This is a genomic window from Halomonas saccharevitans, assembly GCF_032333995.1.
Lineage (GTDB): Bacteria > Pseudomonadota > Gammaproteobacteria > Pseudomonadales > Halomonadaceae > Halomonas > Halomonas saccharevitans.
In genome coordinates this window covers 273,214-296,548 of the sequence record NZ_JAVXUR010000002.1, presented here as the reverse complement: position 1 = coordinate 296,548, position 23,335 = coordinate 273,214, and the positions used below count along the sequence as shown (strand labels likewise).

At 67.0% G+C, this 23,335-nt stretch carries 21 protein-coding genes; 20 read left to right on the top strand and 1 reads right to left on the bottom strand.

Translation table 11 applies throughout. The annotated features are described in order from the left end of the window. Window positions 1-30: 30 nt before the first annotated feature. The 3 genes from flgA (at window position 31) to RSO68_RS06840 (ending at window position 1,486) form a co-directional block, all read left to right on the top strand. Entirely contained in the window at window positions 31-630 is a 600-nt protein-coding gene (gene flgA, locus RSO68_RS06850; RefSeq protein WP_315585918.1) for a flagellar basal body P-ring formation chaperone FlgA, read from the top strand. Window positions 631-746: 116 nt separating this feature from the next. Further along, entirely contained in the window at window positions 747-1,037 is a 291-nt protein-coding gene (gene flgM, locus RSO68_RS06845) for a flagellar biosynthesis anti-sigma factor FlgM (RefSeq protein ID WP_315585917.1), read from the top strand. Beyond that, window positions 1,037-1,486 carry a flagella synthesis protein FlgN gene (locus RSO68_RS06840; protein ID WP_315585916.1) on the top strand — a complete coding sequence of 150 codons (450 nt, stop codon included), beginning with the start codon at window positions 1,037-1,039 and terminating at the stop codon, window positions 1,484-1,486. The genes flgM and RSO68_RS06840 overlap by 1 nt, the downstream gene beginning before the upstream one ends. Window positions 1,487-1,557: 71 nt before the next feature. Here RSO68_RS06840 and RSO68_RS06835 read toward each other — a convergent pair whose 3' ends face one another. After that, a complete protein-coding gene (locus tag RSO68_RS06835) occupies window positions 1,558-3,261 on the bottom strand; it encodes a GGDEF domain-containing phosphodiesterase (RefSeq protein ID WP_315585915.1) in 1,704 nt (567 codons plus the stop codon). Between the two features lie 387 nt (window positions 3,262-3,648). Between RSO68_RS06835 and RSO68_RS06830 the strand changes: the two genes are divergently transcribed. The 17 genes from RSO68_RS06830 to RSO68_RS06750 all read left to right on the top strand — a co-directional run bounded on the left by RSO68_RS06830 (window position 3,649) and on the right by RSO68_RS06750 (window position 23,313). Beyond that, entirely contained in the window at window positions 3,649-5,334 is a 1,686-nt protein-coding gene (locus tag RSO68_RS06830; protein WP_315585914.1) for an HD domain-containing phosphohydrolase, read from the top strand. Between the two features lie 196 nt (window positions 5,335-5,530). Further along, window positions 5,531-5,950, top strand: coding sequence for a flagellar export chaperone FliS (gene fliS, locus RSO68_RS06825; protein WP_315585913.1), 420 nt, complete (start codon window positions 5,531-5,533; stop codon window positions 5,948-5,950). A gap of 2 nt (window positions 5,951-5,952) precedes the next feature. After that, complete coding sequence (locus RSO68_RS06820; RefSeq protein ID WP_315585912.1) at window positions 5,953-6,327, top strand: flagellar protein FliT; 375 nt, start codon at window positions 5,953-5,955, stop codon at window positions 6,325-6,327. After that, complete coding sequence (fliK, locus tag RSO68_RS06815; RefSeq protein ID WP_315585911.1) at window positions 6,324-7,556, top strand: flagellar hook-length control protein FliK; 1,233 nt, start codon at window positions 6,324-6,326, stop codon at window positions 7,554-7,556. Before RSO68_RS06820 ends, fliK begins: the two co-directional genes overlap by 4 nt. Beyond that, complete coding sequence (locus RSO68_RS06810) at window positions 7,553-7,840, top strand: EscU/YscU/HrcU family type III secretion system export apparatus switch protein (protein ID WP_315585910.1); 288 nt, start codon at window positions 7,553-7,555, stop codon at window positions 7,838-7,840. Before fliK ends, RSO68_RS06810 begins: the two co-directional genes overlap by 4 nt. Before the next feature lie 317 nt (window positions 7,841-8,157). After that, window positions 8,158-8,484, top strand: coding sequence for a flagellar transcriptional regulator FlhD (flhD, locus tag RSO68_RS06805; RefSeq protein ID WP_315585909.1), 327 nt, complete (start codon window positions 8,158-8,160; stop codon window positions 8,482-8,484). Between the two features lie 3 nt (window positions 8,485-8,487). Next, window positions 8,488-9,072 (top strand): flagellar transcriptional regulator FlhC, encoded by a 585-nt coding sequence (gene flhC / locus RSO68_RS06800; RefSeq protein ID WP_315585908.1) that lies wholly within the window; start codon window positions 8,488-8,490, stop codon window positions 9,070-9,072. Between the two features lie 147 nt (window positions 9,073-9,219). Next, on the top strand, window positions 9,220-10,092 hold the full coding sequence (gene motA, locus RSO68_RS06795; protein WP_315585907.1) for a flagellar motor stator protein MotA: 873 nt from the start codon (window positions 9,220-9,222) through the stop codon (window positions 10,090-10,092). Further along, on the top strand, window positions 10,089-11,048 hold the full coding sequence (gene motB / locus RSO68_RS06790) for a flagellar motor protein MotB (protein WP_315585906.1): 960 nt from the start codon (window positions 10,089-10,091) through the stop codon (window positions 11,046-11,048). The genes motA and motB overlap by 4 nt, the downstream gene beginning before the upstream one ends. Window positions 11,049-11,082: 34 nt before the next feature. Beyond that, window positions 11,083-13,257: a chemotaxis protein CheA gene (gene cheA / locus RSO68_RS06785; protein ID WP_315585905.1), complete on the top strand. Its 2,175-nt coding sequence runs from the start codon at window positions 11,083-11,085 to the stop codon at window positions 13,255-13,257. Then, the gene (cheW, locus tag RSO68_RS06780; protein ID WP_089848057.1) at window positions 13,254-13,751 is read left to right on the top strand and encodes a chemotaxis protein CheW; all 498 of its coding nucleotides are present in this window, start codon (window positions 13,254-13,256) and stop codon (window positions 13,749-13,751) included. Before cheA ends, cheW begins: the two co-directional genes overlap by 4 nt. Window positions 13,752-13,812: 61 nt before the next feature. Continuing rightward, window positions 13,813-15,432 (top strand): methyl-accepting chemotaxis protein, encoded by a 1,620-nt coding sequence (locus tag RSO68_RS06775; RefSeq protein ID WP_315585904.1) that lies wholly within the window; start codon window positions 13,813-13,815, stop codon window positions 15,430-15,432. A 53-nt stretch (window positions 15,433-15,485) separates the two neighbouring features. Beyond that, window positions 15,486-17,219 carry a methyl-accepting chemotaxis protein gene (locus tag RSO68_RS06770; RefSeq protein ID WP_315585903.1) on the top strand — a complete coding sequence of 578 codons (1,734 nt, stop codon included), beginning with the start codon at window positions 15,486-15,488 and terminating at the stop codon, window positions 17,217-17,219. Between the two features lie 97 nt (window positions 17,220-17,316). After that, window positions 17,317-19,515: a methyl-accepting chemotaxis protein gene (locus tag RSO68_RS06765; RefSeq protein ID WP_315585902.1), complete on the top strand. Its 2,199-nt coding sequence runs from the start codon at window positions 17,317-17,319 to the stop codon at window positions 19,513-19,515. A gap of 20 nt (window positions 19,516-19,535) precedes the next feature. Continuing rightward, entirely contained in the window at window positions 19,536-20,390 is an 855-nt protein-coding gene (locus RSO68_RS06760; protein WP_315586210.1) for a CheR family methyltransferase, read from the top strand. 93 nt (window positions 20,391-20,483) lie between these two features. Further along, entirely contained in the window at window positions 20,484-21,545 is a 1,062-nt protein-coding gene (locus RSO68_RS06755) for a protein-glutamate methylesterase/protein-glutamine glutaminase (RefSeq protein WP_315585901.1), read from the top strand. A gap of 61 nt (window positions 21,546-21,606) precedes the next feature. Then, window positions 21,607-23,313 (top strand): methyl-accepting chemotaxis protein, encoded by a 1,707-nt coding sequence (locus RSO68_RS06750; RefSeq protein WP_315585900.1) that lies wholly within the window; start codon window positions 21,607-21,609, stop codon window positions 23,311-23,313. The last annotated feature ends 22 nt before the right edge of the window (window positions 23,314-23,335 follow it).

Genomic DNA, 23,335 nt, shown 5'->3' with positions numbered 1-23,335 from the left:
GCAGGACCGAGCCACGCCGACGAGGACGCCATGCTGGCGAAGGTGCACGACTTCCTTCTCGAGCGCGCCTCGGGGGCGGGCGACGAAATCAGCATCGAGGTGCATCCACCACGGGCCGCCCTACCCGCCTGCCCGCGACCCGATATCTCGCTGCCCCGCGCCGCCGACAGACCGGTCGGGCGCGTCTCGGTAGGCATACGCTGCGGCAACGACAACCGGACTCGCTACCTGCAGGCCGAGGTCCACATCACCGGGCACTATGTGGAACTGGCGCGGGACGTGCGTGCCGGCGATATCATCCGCCCGGAGGACCTGACCGAGGTCACTGGCCGCCTGGATCGCTTGCCCCGCCAGGCCTTGCTCGATCCCGACCGGGCGACCGGCCAGCAGGCCACCCGCCATCTGGCGGCCGGTGTAACGCTGCAGCGTCACCACCTGCGCGCTCGCCCGCTGGTCAGGCGGGGACAGCAGGTGGTGATCGAGGCGCGCGGGTCAGGCTTTCGCGTGACGAGAAGCGCCGAGGCGCTGGAGCCGGGCGGTCGAAACGAACGAATACGTGTACGCCTGGCCGATCGCGAGATCCTCGAGGCAAGGGTCGTGGGGGAGGGGCGCACGAGCGTGGACTTTTAAACGGCTTGACCGCACACTCGTCGCCGCACCAGCGCTGCAAGGCGACACGCCGCGCTAAAGTTAGCGGATCGACGGCCGATACCCTTCATCAACACATCGGTCACGAGGCCATCACCGTGAAAATCGACAACCTCCATCCCCTGCCGCGTCCCGGCCAGGCGGAGACGCGCGACGAGAGCCGCAAGGCCGAGGGCGCCGACCGCACGCCTCGACAGGACGCCGGCCCGTCGGCCACGACCCACCTGAGCCAGGGCGCCACGGACGCCAGTCAGGACATCGACACCGCGCGCGTAGAAGAGCTTCGCGAGGCCATTCGCGAGGGCAAACTGGACGTGCGGGCCGAGCGCATCGCCGACGGCCTGATCGCCAGCGTCCAGGACCTGCTGAACGGCGAGGAGCGCGGCTGATGAGCTTGCACCGCCTTCTCGAAGAACAGCAGTCTCGGCTCGAGACGCTGACACGCCACCTCAATCACGAGCAGGAGCAGCTGCTGAACGGCACGATCGACGGCGCACGGCTCGAGGAGATCGCGCAGGAGAAGGCACGGCTGCTGCAACGCCTCGAAGAGACCGAGATGAACCGGGCTAGGGTGCAACGCAAACTGGGCTACTCCGATGACGCCAGCGGCGCACGCCGAGCGGCCGAAGAGGCAGGCTGCCTCGATCAGTGGCAGACCACTCTCGACATGGCGGCAGGCGTCGCACGCCTGAACGAGCGCAATGGCCGCATGATCGGCCTGCGCATGACGCATAACCAGCAGATGCTGGACTACATCCATCGCATCGCCGAAAAGTCCGTTTACGCTCCCGATGGGCGCACGACCACCGGACAGCGCCGGCTGAACACCTCGGCCTGACGACCACCCCTCGACGGCAAGCCGCACCTCTCAACGCCAGCCCTCTCAGCCGCCGTTTCTCTATCGCGACGTCAAGGTTCCAGACGTTCCCTCGGGTCGAAGCCGCCCCCCAGCCGCTCGACCAATGCCTCGGCCGTCATCGGCGCGCCAAGCAGATTCCCCTGCACCTGATCGATTCCCTTGCGGCGAGCCGCTGCCAGTTCGTCTTCCGTCTCCACTCCCACCATGATGCAGCCCAGCTGCAGCGCCTTCAGACACTGGGACAGCGCGCTGATCGCCTGACGCGCGAATGGACTGCTATCCATCAGGCCATGCACCAGTTCACGCCCGATCTTCCCCTGAGAGATCGGCAGCATCGCCAGGCGGATGAGATCCACGGGGGCACTGCCCAGGTTATCGACCACCAGCCTTACGCCCATGCGGGAGAGGCGGCGAAGCAACAAACTGTGCGTGTCGGCCTCACGGGAGAGTGCCCTTCCGTCCATCTCCAGCACCAGCCAGTCGAGCTCACTGCAGCGCTGCCGCAGAAAGCGATCCAGGGGGCGCCCATCGAAGACGCTCTGCTCGAGCAGGCTGGCATCGAGATTGACCGCTATCGTCAGGCCCGACAGCGGCGCACCGACTGCCTGCCAACGCTGGTGCTGAGTGACCACCTGCTCGATGACCCAGCGGTCGAGCCTGACCATCTGCCCCATCTCGGCCACCATCGGCAGGAACTCATCGGGCGACACCAATCCCCGCCGGGGATCTCGCCACCGCACCAGGGCCTCGACACCGACGCAGCCGCCAGTCGCCAGGTCGAACTGGGGCTGATAAGCCACGGCGAAGTGGCGATCGGGACTGAGCAGGGCCTCCTGAAGGCGATGCCTCAGCGCCATTCGCTGCGACAGCACTTTCTTCAGGCGCCGATCGAAGAAGGCATGTCCGGCCGGGTGGGCCTGATCCAATGCCTGGCCGGCACGATCCATCAGCTGCTCGGAGGAGGCTCCGTCGTCCGGGTAGAGGGCGATACCGATGGACAGCGTCAGCAGCAGCGGCGGGCGCCCGAGAGTGAAGGGGGCCTCCATGGCCTCGAGACAGCGCAGCGCGGCAGCCTGCAGACTCTCCGGAGAGACCGGATGCTCAATCAGCACCGCCCAGCGATCGCCGCCCAGATAGGCGACGCTGTCCTCGCCGCGCAGGATACCCGTCAGCCGACGGCTAATCTGGGCCAACAGGGTCTGCATGATCGGCTCGCCACAGGAGCGACGCAGCTCGTTGGCACGGTTCAACCGGACCAGCATCACGGCCAACTGCTGATCATGACGATCTGCGCGCCTCATGGCATGGCGCAAGCGATCCTCGAAGACCCATTGACTGGCCAGGCCGGTATGCGGATCCGAGAAGGGCGGCACCTCATCGGCCTGACTGCCCTGAAGGTCCACGAAGGCCAGCAGCTTGGCAACGCCCGCCGGAGCGCCCTCCGGGATCGTTTCGGCCATCAGCACCATCCTCGACGCATCGAGCCGCTCGCTTGCCAACCAGACGCTCCGCCAGCGATGGCCAGCGGCGGATACCGCATCTTCGTGGTGCGCCGGTGACCAGGAGACCAGGCGCACGATGTCGGTCAGGCGCTGGCCGACGAGGTCACCCTCACTCGTATCGAGCAACTCCAGCAGCCCCGTGCTGGCCCACAGCACCTGGTCCTGAACGTCGAGCATGGCCAGGGCCAACGGCACGTGTTCGCTGAGCAGTCGAAACAGGAGGGCCGGCTGCTGCATAGACGTGACGCCCACCGCTGCCCTCTTCCCGGCGGGCGATTGCGGCGGTGATCCGCCATCGTCGTTGGACATGGGCAACTCCCGATAGTGATGGGCCCCGATGGACAGCTGGGCGATGGATAGCTGGGCGATGGATAGTGCTGATCTGCCGCCGAAACCATGAACAAGGCAATCTCTCGGCCGGAGGCCGGGGCTCCGTGCCCTGCCGACAGCGCCCCGAACCCAACTGAGGCCGGCATCATATCGCGCCGCCACTTCAAAATAGACATGAAAGACCTAGCTGGGGACTCAGGCTATCGGCCGTCGCACCCCGGACTTGAGGCACCTGGCAACATCCATCTCAAGACGACCGCCGTTCGGCCGATAGCAAGAACAGGAAAAATCGACGGCCAAGAGGACAGGATGGTTCAGCAAGAGGATGGCTACACCCGTGTGGAGAGTCCCGCGGAGATCGAGACGCTGCTGGAGGCGCTGATCGAGCCCGGTGGCGCATCGCTGCAGATGGACGCCCCGGGCAGCAAGCCGCTTCCGGTGCTGGTCGCGGAGCAACAGCCCGATGCAGGCCTGCTGACGCTGGACATCAGTGCCATTCGCGAGATCGCCGGCGAGCTGAAGCGCGGCCAGGCATTTCGCCTGCTGGGCCAGGCCCAGGGCAAGATGCTGCGCACCCCGATGCTGACCATGCAGGCGTGCCACGAGGCGGAGGGACGCCTGATCGGCACCTGCTCCTTCCCCTACCACCTCGAGGTGCTGCAGCGCCGAACTTCCTTTCGCGCCCGGCTGCGACTCGGCATGGAGGTCGGGGCGATCCTGCGTGACGGACAGGGCGGCTCGGTCCAGGGAGACCTGAAGGATCTCTCGCTGGAAGGCTGCCAGCTGGAGCTGGACCTCTCAGCAGGCGCCGTCCTGGCCGACACCAGCCAGCCGCTGGAGGTGGAACTGTGCTTTCCCAACGACACCCGCTTCTCGGTACGCGCCTCGCCGCGCCATCACGTCGTGGATACCGAACGCCAGGTGATCATGGCCGGCTTCCGCTTCGCCAACCCCAGCAGCGGGCAGGAGCGTCAGCTCTGGTTCTTCGTGCGCGAAATCGAACGCGAGTCCGCGCGCTATGCCGAGGGCAGCGAGGCGTCGCGCCTGCCGTCGCTGCTCTTCCAGACCCAGGCCTCGTCGCCGCCCACGGTGGGCCGGCGCAATACCCAGGAGTACGCCACTCCCATGGCCAAGCGGCTGGCACGCGTCGCCGGCTACCTGGACGCCCAGCTCCTCGAACTGCAGCAGGGCGGTGAGGTCGATTCGATACAGCTCTCGCGCCATGCCGATCGCCTGATGCGGCTCCACGACGAGGATCGTGACGGCCTGCTCTTCGCCACCCGCTGCCTTCTGCACGAGCCCCGGCTGGTTCGCCACAGCCTCGCCGTAAGCGTCTTCCTGCTGGACCTGGCCGGTCAGCCGCCCATCCCCCGCGAGCTGAGCAAGGCCATGGTGGCCAGCGCCATGGTGCACGACCTGGGCAAGGCCCAATGGCCGGCCGACCTGTGGCAGGTGTGCCACCCCGACGAGGAGCAGCGGCGCCATATGCACGACCACGTGGAGGCCCTGATGCACCGCATGGGGCGCTGCCACTGGCTCTCCGCCAACATCATCGAATCGGTGGCGCACAACGTCAATGAGCGCCTGGACGGCAGCGGCTACCCCCGCGGCTTGACCGCCGATCGCCTGCACGAGCTGGCACGCGCCGCAGCGGTGGTGGACGCCGTCGACGCCATGCGCCGCGAACGGCCGGATCGGCCCGCCTGGCGGACCGCGGCCATCTATCGTCACCTGCTGAATCACTCAGAACAGTTCGACCCACGCTGGGTGAAGCGCTATATCCAGCGCTTCGGCCTCTATCCGATCGGCTCCTTGATCCGCTTCGACAGCGGCCAGCTGGCCTGGGTCCAGTCCCTCGATGCCCAGGGACATCCCGACCGGGTGCAGCTGACCGACGCTGTCGAACCTCCCGGGCCGGAGCTCGGCGAGGTGCATCGCGGCATCGCCGTCCAACGGCTCGGCAGTATTCAGGAGGAGCTGCCCGTTTCGCGCTAAAGTCGTGGCCCAGCGAGCCGATAATCAGAAATGACACGGCTGGCAGGCGCTGTTCACGGCAACACGGGGCGTGCGGCTTGTCAGACTATCCGCAGTGAAGGGGAAGCATCATGCAGGCCGTTTCAGCATGGAACACGGCGTGATGCTCCCAACCCCGGCCATCGATCGAGGCCATAATGACAGGAGCATGCAACCCATGAGCGCCATGCGAGGAGCCGCCGCCTATGGGCGCGGAGCCAGTGCCTACGCCAAGGTCGGCGTCGAAAGCGCCGCGATGTCCGCGAGCCCCCATCAGCTGATCGTGATGCTGTTCGACGGCGCCCAGGCATCCATCCGCACCGCCCGCATCCATCTCGAGGATGGCAACGTCGCCGAGAAAGGCAAGGCGATCTCCAAGGCGATGGATATCGTCAATAACGGCCTGATGGCCGCCCTGGACGCCGAACGTGGCGGCGAGATCGCCGAACGCCTCGCCTCCCTCTACGACTACGTGGTCCGTCTGCTGCTGTCGGCCAATCGGCATAACGATGTCGAGAGCCTGAACCAGGCGGAGGCACTGCTGAACGACATCGCCTCCGCCTGGCGGGAGATCGGCGGCCGGGCATCGGGGGAGTGATGATGGAACACGACGCAGAGCCCAACAGCCAGCAGGCCCTGGTCGAGCACTACGAAGCGCTGCGCTCGCGCACCCGTCGAATGCTGAGTGCGGCCCGCGACGCCGACTGGACGGCCCTGGTCGATCAGGAGAGCAGCTATCTCGTGCAGGTGGAGCAGCTGACGACTCTCGAGGCCGGACACCGGCTGGATGCCGAGCATCGCGCCCGCAAGGCGACACTGCTCGAGGAGATCCTGGAGAACGATCTCGAGATCCGCGCCCGCCTGATCGAGCGACGCGACGAGCTGGGCGAGCTGATCGGCGCCGCACAGCGACAGCGCAAGCTGCGACACGCCTATGATATCAGCGAGCCGGGCCACGGCAGCCGCGCGCCGTGAGCGGCATCACCCCGCTGCTGGATACCCTGTTGCACCAAGTGCTGGGTAAGCGTGTCGACACCCAGCCCCCACAGGACCTGAACCAACCGGTCAAGCCGACCTCACCTGCCGAGGCGCCCAAGGCCCTGCACAGCGACTCGCGGCTCGATGCACGGAACCCATCCGCCCCGCTGCCGGGCCTGGGTCGCACCCAGGGAGCCACGTCGGAGAGCGCTACCCGGCCGCTCTCGGACGCGGGCCAATCGCCCGCCTCGACCCAGACCCACTTCAGCCGTTCGGCTCTCACCATTGCCGACCTGCTGATGCGTTTCCCCGCCCCACCCTCTTCCGTGCGGCCGCCGACGCCACTGATGATGCCGGGGCAGGCGCCTGATCCGGCCAATGTCGCCGTCCGCCTGGAAGACAGCATCCGCCATAGCGGACTCTTCTACGAGTCGCACCTGGCCCGCTGGTTCAAGGGGGAGATGCCTCGTCAGCAGCTCGAGCGGGAGCCCCAGATGTGGCGCGCCCTGCAGTTTACCCTCTCAGGCACCCGGCAGGGCGACGCCGCCCCGAGCGGGCCGGCCGGCCCTCGCGACCTGCCCTTTCTTCCGGGCGCCCCCCTGCCCCGCGGGGCAGGCTCCGCGCCGCTCGTCCTGCCGGCCGGCGCTCCGCCCGCCTCGGCCTCCTCGCAGCACCCGACCAGCACCATGAGCCCGCTCCCCGCGGCGGCACCTGCCACCCCGACGCCCTCGGTCGCCGGCATCGAGCAGGGCGGCACCGCCGCCGCGCGTGAGTCGCTGACCGAAGCGCTCCCGCGTCCCCCTGCTAACGCGCCGGTGCAAGAGAGCCTGCAGGGTATCGTGCGCCACCAGCTCGAAATGCTGGTGACGCCGACCCTGCGCTGGGAGGGCGACGTCTGGAGCGGGCTGTTCATGGCGCTGATGGTTCCGCTGCCACCGGGACACCAGGAGCGCCAGGGGAGCGAGGAGAGCGAATCGCAGCGCAGAGACGGCGAACAGCGCGGCTGGCGGTCGGAAATCGACCTGGAAATTACCGGCCTGGGCCGCCTGAAAGCCTCGCTGTGGATGGAGGCCGACCGCGTGGAGATCGATCTGCGCCTGGCGCAGGAGTCGACCAGGCAGCGGCTCGAGAGCGGTCTCGACCATCTGCGATCCCGACTGGCCGGGCACGGCTTCGAGACGATCCAGATCGACCTCGGTCGACTCGATGAGGGACCAACACCATGAGTGGCAAGGATTCCGATGGCCGTCGTCAGGCGGTGGCCCTGGCCTACCAGGACGCAAATGACGCCCCACGTGTCGTAGCGCAAGGCTATGGCGAGCTGGCCGAGCGTATCATTGCGGAAGCGAGACGACAGGGCGTTCACGTTCACGATGCGCCGGAGCTGGTCGGCCTGCTGATGCAGCTGAATCTGGATGAGGCAATCCCGCCACGGCTCTACGAGGTGATCGCGGAATTGCTGGTCTGGGTATACGAGCTGGCCCCAGAGGAAACGAAGCCCCTCACCTAGCGTGATAGGCCACCGCTATGGGTATCATAGCGATAGGCTGTGTAAACATTTGTAAAAACCTAATTTTTATTTAATGCCTGACATACAGTCAGAGAAGCATGATTTTTCTCATCTTTTTTATTAGGCACTGCCAATAACTCCGATCGGCCAGCGAGTGGTCACCATCGCGTACGATTGCATCTGCTTCCCAACCGCTGACAATACGGTCGTCCGGATGTGCTGGCCGGCGACGTCAAGATAGACGCTGAAACAACGGTCATCTCACCGCCCAGGACCGATACGTCCATACCATAACGGTTGGGAGTCGACAGGGAGTCATGCAGATCAACAGCCTCATCGACGAGATTCACGAGATGAATCTCGCCTACCTCCTGCTCGCTCAGCGCCTGATCAACGAAGATCGCGTCACGGCCAAGTTTCGCCTCAAGATCGATGACGAGATGGCCGACCTCCTGCAGGAGCTCAATGCGCGCCAGCTGACCCGACTATCGCGCGTCAATCAGTTGCTGTGTCACTTCGGTCATGACAGCGCCGAACAGCTGCGCCAGCTGACGCACAATCCTCGTGAGCAGGGCCTGACCCAGTTTCACGCCTCGCTGTTGATGGCATCTCGATCGGCGGCCTCGACCGCCACGGAGCAATAAGGGATGACCAGCAAGAGTCTTCTCGCGGAAATGCATCAGGTCCAACTGGCGATCGACCTGATCGAACTCGGCGCACGCCTGCAGGTGTTGGAGACCGAGACCGATCTGAGTCGCGCCAGACTGATCCGCCTGTTCAAGGAAATACGCGGCATGTCGCCGCCCAAGGGTATGCTGCCCTTCTCCACGGACTGGTTCATCACCTGGATGCCGAACATCCACTCCTCGCTGTTTTATAACATCTTCCTGCGCCTGCAGGAGGATCAGGACTGCGAACGAATGGAGGCCTTCATCAAAGCCTATCGGCTCTATGCCGAACAGGTAGAGATCGATGGCGCCGAGACCGTGCTGGGCCTGACCCGCGCCTGGACCCTGGTGCGTTTCTTCGAGAGCGACCTGCTGCAGCTCTCGGAATGCACCCGCTGTGCCGGCCACTTCGTGGCGCACGCCCACAGCCCGACTCACGACTATGTCTGCGGTATCTGCCAGCCTCCCTCGCGCGCCGGCAAGACTCGCAAGCGCCAGCAGAGCCTGGCGGAACAGAACGCTACCAGCGCCTCATCGGCCGCCCTCGGCCATCGCCGGGCCTGACCCTCCCCGCCCTCAGACCCCATAGCGTAGGCCCGCGATACCCCGGTGCTTTTCGACGACAAGTTTCGTCGCCTCCCTCAAGTCTCGCCCGAGACCGCCGATATCCGACAGAGATCATCATTCATCGCCACGCTAGGGATACCGGCCGTGCTGATACCCATTGGATACCTAGTCGTACTCTCATCCGTGTTCGGGGGCTTCGTCCTGGCGGGCGGCCACCTGGGGCCGCTCTTCCAGCCGACGGAGTTTCTCATGATCGGCGGCGCCGGCATCGGCGCCTTCATCGCCGCCAACAACGGCAAGGCCATCAAGGCGACCTTTCGCATCTTCGGTCGGCTGCGCCGCTCCAACCAGTACGACAAGTCGCTCTACATGGATCTGCTGGCGCTGCAGTACAAGATGCTCGCGAAGATTCGCCGCGACGGCATGCTCGGCATCGAGCGCGACATCGATAATCCCAAGGAAAGTGCCCTGTTCAACGAGCACCCGCGCGTGCTCGCCGACCCGCTGATCATGGCCTTCCTCACCGACTATATGCGCCTGATGGTGAGCGGCAGCATGGACCCCATGGAGCTCGACGAGCTGATGCTCCATGAGATCGAAGCCTTCGAACAGGAGGCGCATATCCCGGCCGACGCCATCGCCAAGGTAGGAGATGCCATGCCGGCCTTCGGCATCGTGGCCGCGGTGATGGGGGTGGTGAAGGCACTGAGCGTGGCCGATGCGGCGCCGGATGAGATGGGACGGATGATCGCCCACGCCCTGGTCGGCACCTTTCTCGGCATCCTGGCCGGCTACGGCTTCATCAACCCCCTGGCGAGCCGGGTCGAGCGGCAGACGAAAGAGGTGGAGAAGATCCTCCAGTGCATGCGGGTCACCCTGCTGGCCAGCCTGCACGGCTATGCCCCCCAGCTCGCCGTGGAGTTCGGACGCAAGGCGCTGCATACCGAGGAGCGTCCCGGCTTCAGCGAACTGGAAGAGTACGTCCGCAACGCCAAGGCAGGTGAAGGCGGCGCATGACCCCGAATCGCAGACCCATCATCATCCGCCGCAAGAAGGTCGTCCACCGACACCACGGCGGCAGCTGGAAGATCGCCCTGGCGGACTTCATGACCGCCCTGATGGCGCTTTTCCTGGTCATGTGGATTCTCTCGCAATCCGACCAGCAGCAGCGCGAGGCCGTCTCCGAATACTTTCGCACCCCCCTGTTGACCGCCATCACCGGCGGTGACGGCGCGGCACAAAGCGCCAACGTGATCCCCGGCGGCGGCCCCGACCCGGTGCATTCGGACGGCGAGCGCGCGCGCATCGACCTGCGTACCCAGACACGTCCCAGCGATCAACAGCGCCGCGCCTTTCGCGACCTGCAACAGCGCATCGAGAGCGCCATCGACGCGGACCCGGACCTGCGCCAGCTGCAGAAACAGCTGCGCTTCGACATGACCCCCGAGGGCCTGCGCATCCAGCTGCTCGACACCGAGCAGCGCCCGATGTTCGAGCTGGGCAGTGCCCGGGTCGCGTCCTATATGCGAAATCTGCTGCGCACCATGGCGCCTCTGCTCAACGAGCTACCCAACGATCTCAGCATCAGCGGCCACACCGATAGCCTGGCCTATCTCAACGGCTACCGCGGCTACAGCAACTGGGAGCTCTCGAGCGACCGCGCCAACGCCTCGCGTCGCGAATTGGTGGCCGGGGGGCTGAATCCGGCCAAGCTGCTGCGGGTCTCGGGATTCGCCGACCGGGTCGTGATGCCCGGCACCGACGCCAGCGACCCCGTGAATCGACGCATCGAGCTGCTGGTGCTGTTCCGGGAAGTCGCCGAGCGCATCCGTTCGCCGGGCGTGCTCAACGGGGCCGGCACACCGTCGACGATCGGCCGTCAGCCAAGCGGCAGCGGCGGCGACGAGGCGCCTCTGGAGCGATTCAACCGCAGCCTGCAAGAGGCGCTCGGTAACGAACAACCACGGCCCTGAGGGGCGACAACCATTCCTGGGTGGGGACACGCGCATGGATATCACCGATTTCTATGAAACCTTCTTCGAGGAGGCCGAGGAGCTGCTCGCCGACATGGAGCGCCACCTGCTCGAGATCGACCTCGAGGCGCCGGATGCCGAGCAGCTCAACGCGATCTTCCGGGCTGCGCATTCGATCAAGGGGGGCGCCGGCACCTTCGGCTTCGACGTGCTGCAAAAGACCACGCACCTCTTCGAGAACCTGCTTGATCACACCCGCCGCGGAGAACTGACGCTGCGCCGGGACATCGTCGATACCTTTCTGGAAACCAAGGACATGCTGCACGACCAGCTGGACGCCTATCGCAACGAGGAAGCGCCCGATCAGGAGGCCTTCACCCGGATCTGCCAGACCCTGCAGCAGCTGGCCCGCGAGGAGATCGGCCAGGAGCTCGAGGCGCCCAGCGGTACGCCGGGGGTCGCCGACGCAGCCCCCGCGGCCCCGGTCGAGCCGGCGCCGGCGCCGGACAGCACGCCCGCGGACAGCCAGGCCACCGAGCCCGCGGGCGGCGAACAGGCACTGACCGTGGCGCTGCTGAACGTCGGCGAGAAGGATCGCGATCTGCTGGTGGAGGAGTTGGGCCAGCTCGGCACGGTGCAGGATCAGCGCGGCGACGAGGCCCGTTACGAGGTCACGCTGCTGACCGCCATCGGCGGCGAGGACATCGAGGCGGTGATGTGCTTCATCGTCGAGCCCGAGCAGCTGCAGATCCAGCCCGCCGCGGCGGCGCCGGCCACTCCGAGCGCCTCATCGACGCCGCCGCAAGCCGCCGAGGCCGTCGCCGCCTCATCAGCAAGCGACGCGACGGGCGCCGCCGACGCCACGAAGGCGGAGGCCAACCAGAAAGAGAACAAGCAGGAAGAGAGCAAGAAAGAAGAGAGCAAGCAGGCGGGCGGCAAGCCCAAGGCGAAGAAGGCCAAGGCCGGCGGCGAGTCCAGCTCGATCCGGGTCTCGGTGGATAAGGTCGACCAGATCATCAACCTGGTAGGCGAGCTGATCATCACCCAGTCGATGCTCGACCAGACCGTCAGCGAGCTCGACGGCATCACCCACGGCGGCCTGCTCAACGGCATGAGCCTGCTGCAGCGCAATGCCCGGGACCTCCAGGAGGCGGTCATGTCGGTGCGCATGGTGCCCATGGACTACGTGTTCAGCCGCTACCCCCGCCTGGTGCGCGACCTGGCCGGCAAGCTCGACAAGGACGTCGAGCTGGTCGCCGAGGGCGAATCCACCGAACTCGACAAGAGCCTTACCGAGCGCATCATCGACCCGCTCACCCACCTGGTGCGCAACAGCCTGGATCACGGCATCGAGGACCCGGACACCCGCGAGGCGGCCGGCAAGCCGCGCACCGGGCGCCTGACCCTCTCGGCCCAGCACCAGGGCGGCAACATCCTCATCGAGGTGATCGACGACGGCGCCGGCCTGGATCGCGACAGGCTGCTCGCCAAGGCCCGCGAAAGTGGCCTGTCGGTCTCCGACACCATGAGCGACGACGAGGTGTGGCAGCTGATCTTCGCCCCCGGCTTCTCCACCGCCAAGGAGGTCAGCGACGTCTCCGGGCGCGGTGTAGGCATGGACGTGGTCAAGCGCAACATCCAGGGCATGGGCGGCCACGTCGAGATCATGTCCCGCAAGGGCCAGGGCACCACCACGCGCATCGTGCTGCCGCTGACCCTGGCGATCCTCGACGGCATGTCGATCAAGGTCGGCAAGGAGGTCTTCATCCTGCCGCTCTCCACCGTGCTCGAGTCCCTGCAGCCCTCCCGCGATGACCTCTACGCCATGGCCGGCGACGACGTGGTGCTCAAGGTCCGCGACGAGTACCTGCCCGTGGTGGCCGTACATTCGGCGCTGGACGTGGAGGGCGCCAAGACCGAGCTCAACGAGACCATCGCGGTGATCGTTCAGGGCGAGGGGCGCCGCTATGCCCTGCTGGTGGACGACCTGATCGGCCAGCAGCAGGTGGTCGTGAAAAACCTCGAGACCAACTATCGCAAGGTGCCGGGCGTCTCGGCGGCGACCATCCTGGGCGACGGCAGCGTGGCGCTGATCCTGGATATCGCCGACCTGCATCGCCTGAACCGGGCCAAGAAGGAGGCGCGACGCACGCAGCGCGCCACTACCGATCACTCAATGCTGTTCCGCAAGGAGGGAGAACCATCATGACTAGCCTGACACGCAACGCCGACCACGCCGCGTCCGAGGCCCACAACCGCGAATTCCTGGTGTTCTCGCTGGGCGAGGAAGAGTACGCCATCGACATCCTCAAGGTGCAGGAGATCCGCGGCTACGAGAACGTCACGCGCATCGCCAATGCCCCTGAGTTCATCAAGGGCGTGACCAACCTGCGCGGCATCATCGTGCCGATCGTCGATCTGCGCATCAAGTTCCACCTCGACACCGTCGAGTACGGCGGCCAGACCGTGGTGATCGTGGTCAACGTCGGCGAGCGGGTGGTGGGCATCGTGGTGGATGGCGTCTCGGACGTCATGACCCTTACCCCCGAGCAGATCAAGCCGGCCCCGGAGTTCGGCGTGACCCTCTCCTCCGACTTCCTGAGCGGCCTGGGCAGTCTCGAGGATCGCATGCTGGTGCTGGTCGACATCGACAAGCTGCTGACCAGCGAGGAGATGGCCCTGGTCGAATCCGTCGGCGAGTGAGGCTCGTCCGGCTCACCCACTCATGACTCGATGACCTAACGACCCGCGAGGGAACGGCACAATGCGGCAACTGACAACAACACAAAAGCTGTGGGGATCACTCGGACTCATCTGGCTGGCCATGCTGCTGATGGTGGGCTGGAGCGCCTGGGAGACCCGCCAGACCATGCTCGAGGAGCGCCGCGCAGCGCTCGAGGTCTATATCGACCTGGCGATGTCGACCCTCGAGGGCCAGGCCGAGCGGGTCGCTGCCGGCGACATCGACCGCGAGACGGCCAAGACGCAGGCCGCGTCGCTGATCAAGGACATGCGCTACGACGAGGGTCGCGGCTACTTCTACATCTTCAACGACGACTTCGCCCTGCTCAGCCACCCGCGCCTGCCGGTGGGCACCGAGGTGGGCGACTTCCAGAACGTCGAGGACCGCTATCTGTTCCGTGAGTTCGCCGAGGACGTCGCCCAGGACGACGGCTACGTCGACTACCTCTGGCCTCATGAGGAGGGGGGCGAACCCGCCCCGAAATCCTCCTACCATGAGCGCTTCGACCCCTGGGGCTGGATCGTCGGCACCGGCGTCTACATCGACGACATCAACGCCGCCTTCGTTTCCTCGCTGACCAGTACGCTGCTGGCCCTGCTGGTCATCGGGGTTCCGGTGAGCCTGCTGATGGTGATGGTGATCCGCGGTGTGACGCGCGCCCTGGGCGGCGATCCGCGCTATGCCGCCGAGGCGGTGAGCACCATCGCCGACGGCGACCTCACTCGCGAGGTGCGGCTGCGCGACGGCGACACCGGCAGCCTGCTCTACGACATCGAGCGCATGCGCCGTGCCCTGGCCACCACCATCGGCGACATCCATCGCGACAGCGACGCCGTCAACACCGAGGTGGTAGCGCTCGGCGCCGGCAACGACGAGCTGGCCACGCGCACCGAGCAGCAGGCCGCGGCCCTGGCCGAGACCGCCTCCAGCATGGAGGAGCTGACTACCACGGTGCAGCACAACGCCGAGCACACCGAGCGGGCAAGCACCCTGGCCGGCGACACCTCCGCGAACGCCGCCCGCGGCCGCACGGCGATGGAGGACGTGGTAGGCGCGATCACCGAGATCAACGACAGCGCCACCCAGATGAACACCATCGTCGACACCATCGACGCCATCGCCTTCCAGACCAACATCCTGGCGCTCAATGCCTCGGTGGAGGCGGCGCGCGCCGGCGAGCACGGCCGCGGCTTCGCCGTGGTGGCCGAGGAAGTGCGCAGCCTGGCCAGCCGTTCGGCCACGGCGACCCGCGAGATCAAGACACTGATCGAACGCTCCGACGCCAAGGTCGTCGAGGGCACCCGTCGGGTCAAGGAGACCGACGAGCTGATCGCCGGCATGGCGCATGACGTCAGCCAGCTCAGCGGCCTGATGGACGAGATCTCCACCGCCACCCGGGAGCAGAGCCAGGGCATCGAGCAGGTCGGCGTGGCCGTCTCCCAGATGGATCGCATGACCCAGCAGAACGCCGGCCTGGTAGAGGGCAGCACCGACACCGCACGGCGCCTGACGGCCAAGGCGCAGCACCTGCGCGAGCGGGTGGCGCATTTCCGTGTCGACCTCGCACGCGGCGAGGAGGGCACGCCAAACGCCCTGCCCGCCGAGCGCACGCGCGATACTCGCGAGCCGGCCGAGGCCTGATCGGCCCGTCGATCACCGGGGCGGCCACGGTCGCCCGACAACAGGAGAATCGTGTGAAGCTTCTCGACAACATGACCGTCAGGGTCAGCTGGAGCCTGGTGCTTGCGGTCTTCGCCGCGCTGATCCTGGTCCTGAGTGGCCTCGGCCTCTATACCGTGCGCTACAGCGAAGACTCGCTGCAGACCCTCAACCGGGTCAACGTGGATCAGGTCTCTGCGCTGAACCGCGCCAACACGCAGATGCTGTTTGCGCAGATGGACATGCGCAATCTCCACGCGCGCCTTGGCCAGGCGGTCTGGCCGGATGAGCGAGAGGCGGTGAAGGCCGAGGCCGAGGCGCTGAGCGAAGAACTCGATGAGATCGAGGCGATCTTCCAGGAATTCCTGGCCCTGCCGCGCCAGGCGGAGCAACGACCGAGGATCGCTGCCGTCGAGCAGAGCTTCACGGCGCTGATGAACGAAGGGCTGCTACCCCAGCAGCAGGCGTTGACCGAAGGCAGCGCAGAGGCCTTCTCCAACCTGCACGACGACGTAGAAACGCTTACCCAGCGCTTCTACGACGACGCCGTGACCTTCTTCGTCGCCGCCGAGCAGAACGGTCGCGCCCTGTATAGCGGTTTCTTCGACCAGGTCGGTCTCCTCGAGCTCCTGATGATTGCCGCCCTGGTGGTCGCCGCCCTGACCATCGTCGGGGTGCTGTGGGGCGTGACCGTCAACGTCACCCGCCCGCTGGGGCGGCTGGTCGGCTACTTCGAGCGCATGGAGAAAGGCGACCTCGCCCAGACGATCCCGCGGCGGGGCGACAACGAGATCGGCCGCCTCTACGCCTCACTGGCGCAGATGCAGCAGGGCCTCGCCGAGACGGTGGGCAAGGTGCGCCGCAGCGGCGAGACCATCTACCAGGGCTCCCAGAGCATCGCCAGCGGCAACAACGACCTCTCCTCGCGCACCGAGCAGCAGGCGGCCTCCCTGGAGGAGACCGCCTCCAGCATGGAAGAGCTCTCCTCCACCGTGGGGCAGAATGCCGAGAACGCCCAGCAGGCCAGCCAGCTGGCTGCCGAGGCCACCCGCACCGCGAGACAGGGTGGCGAGGTGGTCGGCGAGGTGATCGAGACCATGCACCGGATCAGCAAGGGCTCCCACCAGGTGGCAGAGATCATCGGCACCATCGACGCCATCGCCTTCCAGACCAATATCCTGGCGCTCAACGCCTCGGTGGAGGCGGCGCGTGCCGGCGAGCACGGCCGCGGCTTCGCCGTGGTCGCCCAGGAGGTTCGCAGCCTGGCCAGCCGCAGCGCCGATGCCTCCAGCGAGATCCGTGGCCTGATCAAGGCCTCGGTGCAGCAGGTCGATGACGGCACCGCCAGCGTCGATCAGGCCGGCCAGACCATGGAGGAAGTCGTCCAGGCAGTGCAGCGAGTCAGCGACATCATGGACGAGATCGCCGCCGCCTCCAGCGAGCAGAGCAACGGCATCTCCCAGGTCAACGAGGCCGTCACCCAGATGGACCAGGTCACCCAGCAGAATGCCGAACTCGTCCAGCAGGCCGCCAGCGCGGCCAACCAGCTGGAAGCCGAGGCGAGTCAGCTCAGGGTCGCCGTCACACATTTCCAGATCGACCAGCAGGCCGCCCACAGCGATAACGAGGATTCGCGAGAGGCCGACGCGACCAGCGATCTGGCCCGCTGGATGCCATCGCTGATGCAAGCCCAGGCACCGCAGCGCCGCGCCGCGAGCCAGGGGCACGACGAGCAGGCCGCGCGTAACGACGAGTGGGAGTCGTTCTAGCCGGCACGACGTTTCGAGTCTCAAGGCCGCCCGGTACCACGGCGGCACGCGATAACAATCAACAGGCCTAGCCAATTGCCTCAGCAGGGGATGTCGCATGCGAAATAACCAGCCCGTCACCCAACGGGAACGTCCGCTCCACGATGAGCACTTCCTGATCTCGCGCACGGACCTCAAGGGCCGCATCACCTATGCCAATCCGGCCTTCATCGAAGTCAGCGGCTTCAGCCACGAGGAGCTGGTCGGCGCGCCCCATAACCTGGTGCGCCACCCGGACATGCCGGAGGCGGCCTACCAGAACCTCTGGGATACGCTGGCAGCCGGCGAGCACTGGAAGGGCCTGGTCAAGAATCGGCACAAGAGCGGCGACCACTACTGGGTGGAGGCGAGCGTCTCGCCTGTCGTCGAGAACGGCGAAGTCGTCGGCTACGCCTCGGTCCGGGTCAAGCCTGCCCGCGAAGCGATCGAGAAAGCCGAAAAAGCCTATGCGCTGATCCGCGAGGGCAAGGGCCGCCGTTTCACCCTGGATCGCGGTCAGCTGCGTCGCCGCGGCCTGGCCGGCCGCCTGGCGCGTCTCAACCTGCGCAGCCTGCGGGCCCGCGTGGTGACCATGGTGGTGGTGGCCGGCCTGCTGCTCTCGGCGAGCGGCGCCATGGGGCTCTTCGGGCTGCAGGTCTCCGGCGAGCGGCTGCAGGCGCTGGATCGCGACGGCCTGCAGGACGTGGCGCGGCTGCAGCAGATCGACCAGCTCGCGACCCGCGCCCACCAGACGCTCGCGCGCGGCAAACGTTTCGAGCTGATCGAGAACAAGGAGCAGCACGCCGCGGCACTGCAGGAGACCCAGGCGTCGCTGGCCGCGCTGTGGGACGACTACCGGGCCCGTGAGGTCAACCAGGGCGGACAGGCCGACGTCTTCGACGAAGACCTGACGCGCTATCTCGAGGAGGGCCTGGGACGCGCCATCGCGCTGTTCCAGACCGAGGAGAAGTTCGAGATGTTCACCAGCCTGCCTCCGCATATCGAGGAGATGCAGGCGATGGGGGAGGAGCTCTCCAACGAGGTCAACGCACTCATCGAGAGCAAGCAGACCGACGCGGCCCTGCTGGCCACTGAAGCCCGAGAGGGCCAGCGGCAGATGCTGATGGCCCAGGCCGGCATGCTGGCCCTCGGCCTGCTGGCACTGATCGTGATCGGCGCGCTGACCCTGCGCGCCATGCTGCGTCCGCTGCGCGACGCCCAGGCCTTCACCCTGCAGATCGCCTCGGGCAACCTCGCCGCCGACGTGCCGCCCCGCCGCCGCGACGAGCTGGGTCGCCTGATGGAGGCGCTGGACATCATGCGCAAGAGCCTCGGCAGCATCGTCGGCGACGTCAACGGCGGCATCCGCGTGGTGACGCCGGCCGCGCGGGACATCGCCTCGGGCAACGAGGATCTCTCCGCGCGCACCGAACAGCAGGCCGCCTCGCTGCAGCAGACCGCCTCGAGCATGGAGGAGATGACCACCACCGTGCAGCACAACTCGGACAACGCCCGTCAGGCCAGCGGCCTGGCCTCCGAGAACGCCGAGCGCACCCAGGAAACCGGCGAACTGATGCATCAGGTCGTGGATACCATGGGTCAGATCACCGCGGGCTCGCGCAAGATGACCGAGATCATCAACGTCATCGACTCCATCGCCTTCCAGACCAACATCCTGGCGCTCAACGCCTCGGTGGAGGCGGCACGCGCCGGCGAGCAGGGCCGCGGCTTCGCGGTGGTCGCCGGCGAGGTGCGCAAGCTGGCCGGTCGCAGCGCCGACGCCGCCAGCGAGATCCGCGAGCTGATCGACGGCTCGGCCCGCCAGATCGACGACGGTGCCGAGCTGGTGCGCCGGGCGGAGACCTCCCTCAGTGCCGTCATGGAGGCTTCCACCCGGGTCAACGACATCATGAGCGAGATCACCGCCGCCTCCGAGGAGCAGAGCAACGGCATCGGCCAGATCAACCAGGCCGTGGTGGAGATGGATCAGGTGACCCAGCAGAACGCCGAACGGGTCCAGGCCTCGGCGCGCGCCGCCAGCGAACTCGAACAGCAGGCTGGCCTGCTCGGCAATGCCATTTCCGCCTTCCGACTGCGCGGCGCGGGCATGGAGCGAGCACCCTCCCTGGCGGAGCGCCGTACGCATACCGAGCCCTCCACCACATCCTCGCCCTCTGGTCGTGAGGTCGCATCCCCGTCATCATCCTCTGGCCGCGAGGCCGCGCACCGGCATTCGCCGCGCCAGCCCGAGGCCGTCGAGGAGTGGGAGGAATTTTGAACGAGCCCCGAAACGTCGACATGCCGGCGGAGGAGAGCGGCTGGGGAGGCAGTCGGCTCGAGCGCGATCTAGAGCTGACCGACGCCGATTTCTCCAGGATCCGCCAGCTGATCTATCAGCGGGCGGGCATCGTGCTCGCCGAGCACAAGCGCGAGATGGTCTACAGTCGCCTGGCGAAGCGGATGCGCCACCACGGCCTGACTCGCTTCGCCGACTACCTGGCGCGCCTGGAGCGCCAGCCCGAGGCGCGCGAGTGGGAGGCCTTCACCAACGCCCTGACCACCAACCTCACGGCCTTCTTCCGCGAGGCGCACCACTTCCCCCTGCTCGCCGATCACGTGGGCTCGCGTCGGGACAAGGTGCGCATCTGGTGCGCCGCGTCCTCGACCGGCGAGGAGCCCTACTCGATCGCCATGACCCTGATGGAGACGCTGGGATCGCGCGCCACTCAGGCCGAGGTGGTGGCGACCGACATCGACACCGAAGCCCTGGCCCGGGCACGGGCCGGCATCTACCCGCTAGAGCAGGTGTGCAAGCTCGACGAGTCGAGAACCAAGCGCTTCTTTCAGCGCGGCAAGGGGGCGCACAGGGGCTTCGCGCGGATCCGCCCGGAGGTCGCGGCGATGATCGACTTCCAGCCGCTCAACCTGCTCGCGCCCCAGTGGCCGGTGAGCGGCCCCTTCGATGCGATCTTCTGTCGTAACACCATGATCTATTTCGACAAGACCACGCAGAAGCGAATCCTCGAGCGCTTCGCTCCGCTGCTCAAGCCCGACGGCCTGCTGTTTGCCGGCCACTCCGAGAGCTTTTCCTACATCACCGATGCCTTCCGGCTGCGCGGCCAGACCGTCTACGTCCGCACGCCCGGGCGCTGAGCGTTAAAGTCTTGCCCCCGCGAGCCGATAGACGTTGCACGGTTAGCCTCGGCGGCCTGTTCACGGACCGCCAAGACAACAGGAGACAACCCCTTGAGCGCCAACCCCATCAAGGTGCTGTGTGTCGATGATTCGGCGCTGATACGCGACCTGCTGACGGACATCATCAACCAGCAGCCGGACATGGAGGTCGTGGCCGTGGCCCCCGACCCCCTGGTGGCGCGCGATCTGATCAAGCGCCACAACCCCGACGTGCTGACCCTGGACGTGGAGATGCCGCGCATGGACGGCCTCGATTTCCTCGAGCGCCTGATGCGCCTACGTCCCATGCCGGTGCTGATGGTCTCCTCGCTGACCCAGTCGGGCTCCGAGGTGACGCTGCGCGCCCTGGAGCTGGGCGCCGTGGATTTCGTGGCCAAGCCGTCGCTCGGCATCCGCCACGGCATGCTGGAGTACGCCACGGAGATCGCCGAGAAGCTGCGTGCCGCGGCGCGCTCGCGTCCCCGTCAGGCTCGCCGCCCCAGCGCGCCCGGCCCTCAGCCGCTCAAGGCGCCCATCGTCTCCAGCGAGAAGCTGATCATCATCGGCGCCTCCACCGGGGGCACCGAGGCGATTCGCCAGGTGCTCGAGCCGCTGCCGGCCAACAGCCCGGCGATCCTGATCACCCAGCACATGCCGGGCGGCTTCACCCGCTCGTTCGCCGAGCGCCTCGACCGCCTGTGCCAGATCAGCGTCAAGGAGGCCGTCGACGGCGAGCGCATCCTGCCGGGCCACGCCTATATCGCCCCCGGCGACGCCCACCTCAAGCTCGCGCGCAGCGGCGCCAACTACGTCGCCCGCCTCGACGATGGTCCGCCGGTCAACCGCCACCGCCCCTCGGTAGACGTGCTGTTCCACTCTGCCGCCACCCAGGCAGGGCGCAACGCCATCGGCGTGCTGCTCACCGGCATGGGCAAGGACGGGGCCGCGGGCCTGCTGGAGATGCGCCAGGCGGGCTCGGCCACCGTCGCCCAGGACGAGGCGAGCTGCGTGGTCTACGGCATGCCCCGCGAAGCCGTCGCCCTGGGCGCGGCGGCCGAGGTGCTTCCGCTGGAGGAGGTCGCCCCTCGCCTGCTCTCCCTGGCGGCGGCTTCGGGCCGCGCCCAGCGGGTATAAGCGCCAGGACGCACAACGTCATCGGACAGACGCCCGGTGCCAACTCAGAAGGAACGTAGGCATGACACGTCTCTTGCGTAACATCAGCATTCACACGGCCATGGTGGCCGTCCTGGCCTGCTTCGTGGCGTTCATCGCCGCGGTGGCCACCGTGGGGCAGCTGACTAGCCGTGCGGCCAACGACACCCTGGAAACCCTCGACCGGATCAACGTGGCCCAGCTCAACGCGATCAACCGCGCGGATGCCCTGCTGAGCGGTGCCCGGGCCGACCTGGAGTCGGCGGCCAACCTCTTCGTGCTGGGCCAGCAGGCGAAGGCCGAGGAGCACCGGGCCGCGGGGGCAGATCAGTTGGCCCGCGCCGAGGCGCGTTTCGAGGCCTTCGCCAGCGTGCCGCGCACCGACCAGGAGAGCGAGCTCGGCGACCGGGTAGAGGCCACCTTCGGCGAGATGCTCACCCTCGCCCGTCAGAAGTACGAGGCCCTCGGCGAGGGGGAGATCGACGAGTTCAACGCGCTGCGCGAGCAGATGTCGGTGCCGGCCGAGGTCCAGGATGCGGCCCTCACCGAGTTCGTTCGCTACGCCGATGCGCGGGGTGACACGCTGCTCGACGAATACAAGGACACCGAAACCCTGCTCCAGCGCGTCCAGCTGGGCGTCCTGGCGCTCGTCGCGCTGCTGGTCGGCATGATCTACGTGGGCCTGCGCAACATCGTCATCACCCCGCTGCGGGTCGCCGTGGAGACCCTCGAGCGGATCGCCCGGGCCGACCTCTCCGGCGAGATCCGGGTGTTGAGCCGCAACGAGATCGGCCAGCTCTTCACCGCCATGCGCGACATGCAGCAGAGCCTGACCCGCATCGTCACCGACGTGCGCGACGGCACGGACTCCATCCACGTCGGCAGCCGCGAGATCGCCAGCGGCAATGCCGATCTCTCCTCGCGCACTGAGCAGCAGGCCGCCTCCCTGGAGGAGACCGCCTCGAGCATGGAGGAGATCACCGCCACCGTCCGGCAGAACGCCGACAACGCCCGCCAGGCCAACAGTCTCGCCCAGGAGGCGACCCAGACCGCCGAGCGCGGCGGCGAGGTGGTCGAGCAGGTGGTGAAGACGATGCACGGCATCGCGGGCAGCTCCCAGAAGGTCGCCGACATCACCGGAGTGATCGACTCCATCGCCTTCCAGACCAACATCCTGGCGCTCAACGCCTCGGTGGAGGCGGCCCGGGCCGGCGAGCACGGACGTGGCTTCGCCGTGGTGGCTGAGGAGGTGCGCAACCTGGCAAGCCGCAGCGCCGACGCCGCCAAGGAGATCAAGGGACTGATCGACGGCTCCGTGACCCAGGTGCAGGAGGGTTCGGCGCTGGTCGAGCAGGCCGGCACGACCATGCAGGACGTGGTCAACTCGGTGCGCCGGGTGACCGACATCATGGACGAGATCTCGGCGGCCTCCCAGGAGCAGAGCGACGGCATCGAGCAGGTCAGCCAGGCCGTGGGCCAGATGGACCAGGTCACCCAGCAGAACGCCTCGCTGGTCCAGGAGGCCTCCGCGGCCGCCGCCTCGCTGGAAGAGCAGGCCGATCGCCTCGAGCAGGCGGTGGCGGTCTTCAAGCTGACGGAGGGCCAGCAGAGCACCGCGCCCGGCGGCGAGGTGCCAAGGCCCGAGGCGGCACCAAAGCGCGATGTGTCGCACGCCGCCCCCGCAGCACCGTCTTCCCCCACACGGCCCGCGCGCCAGGCGGCTGTCGAGGAAGAGTGGGAAGAATTCTGATTCGTCTGATTTAACAGCGGCC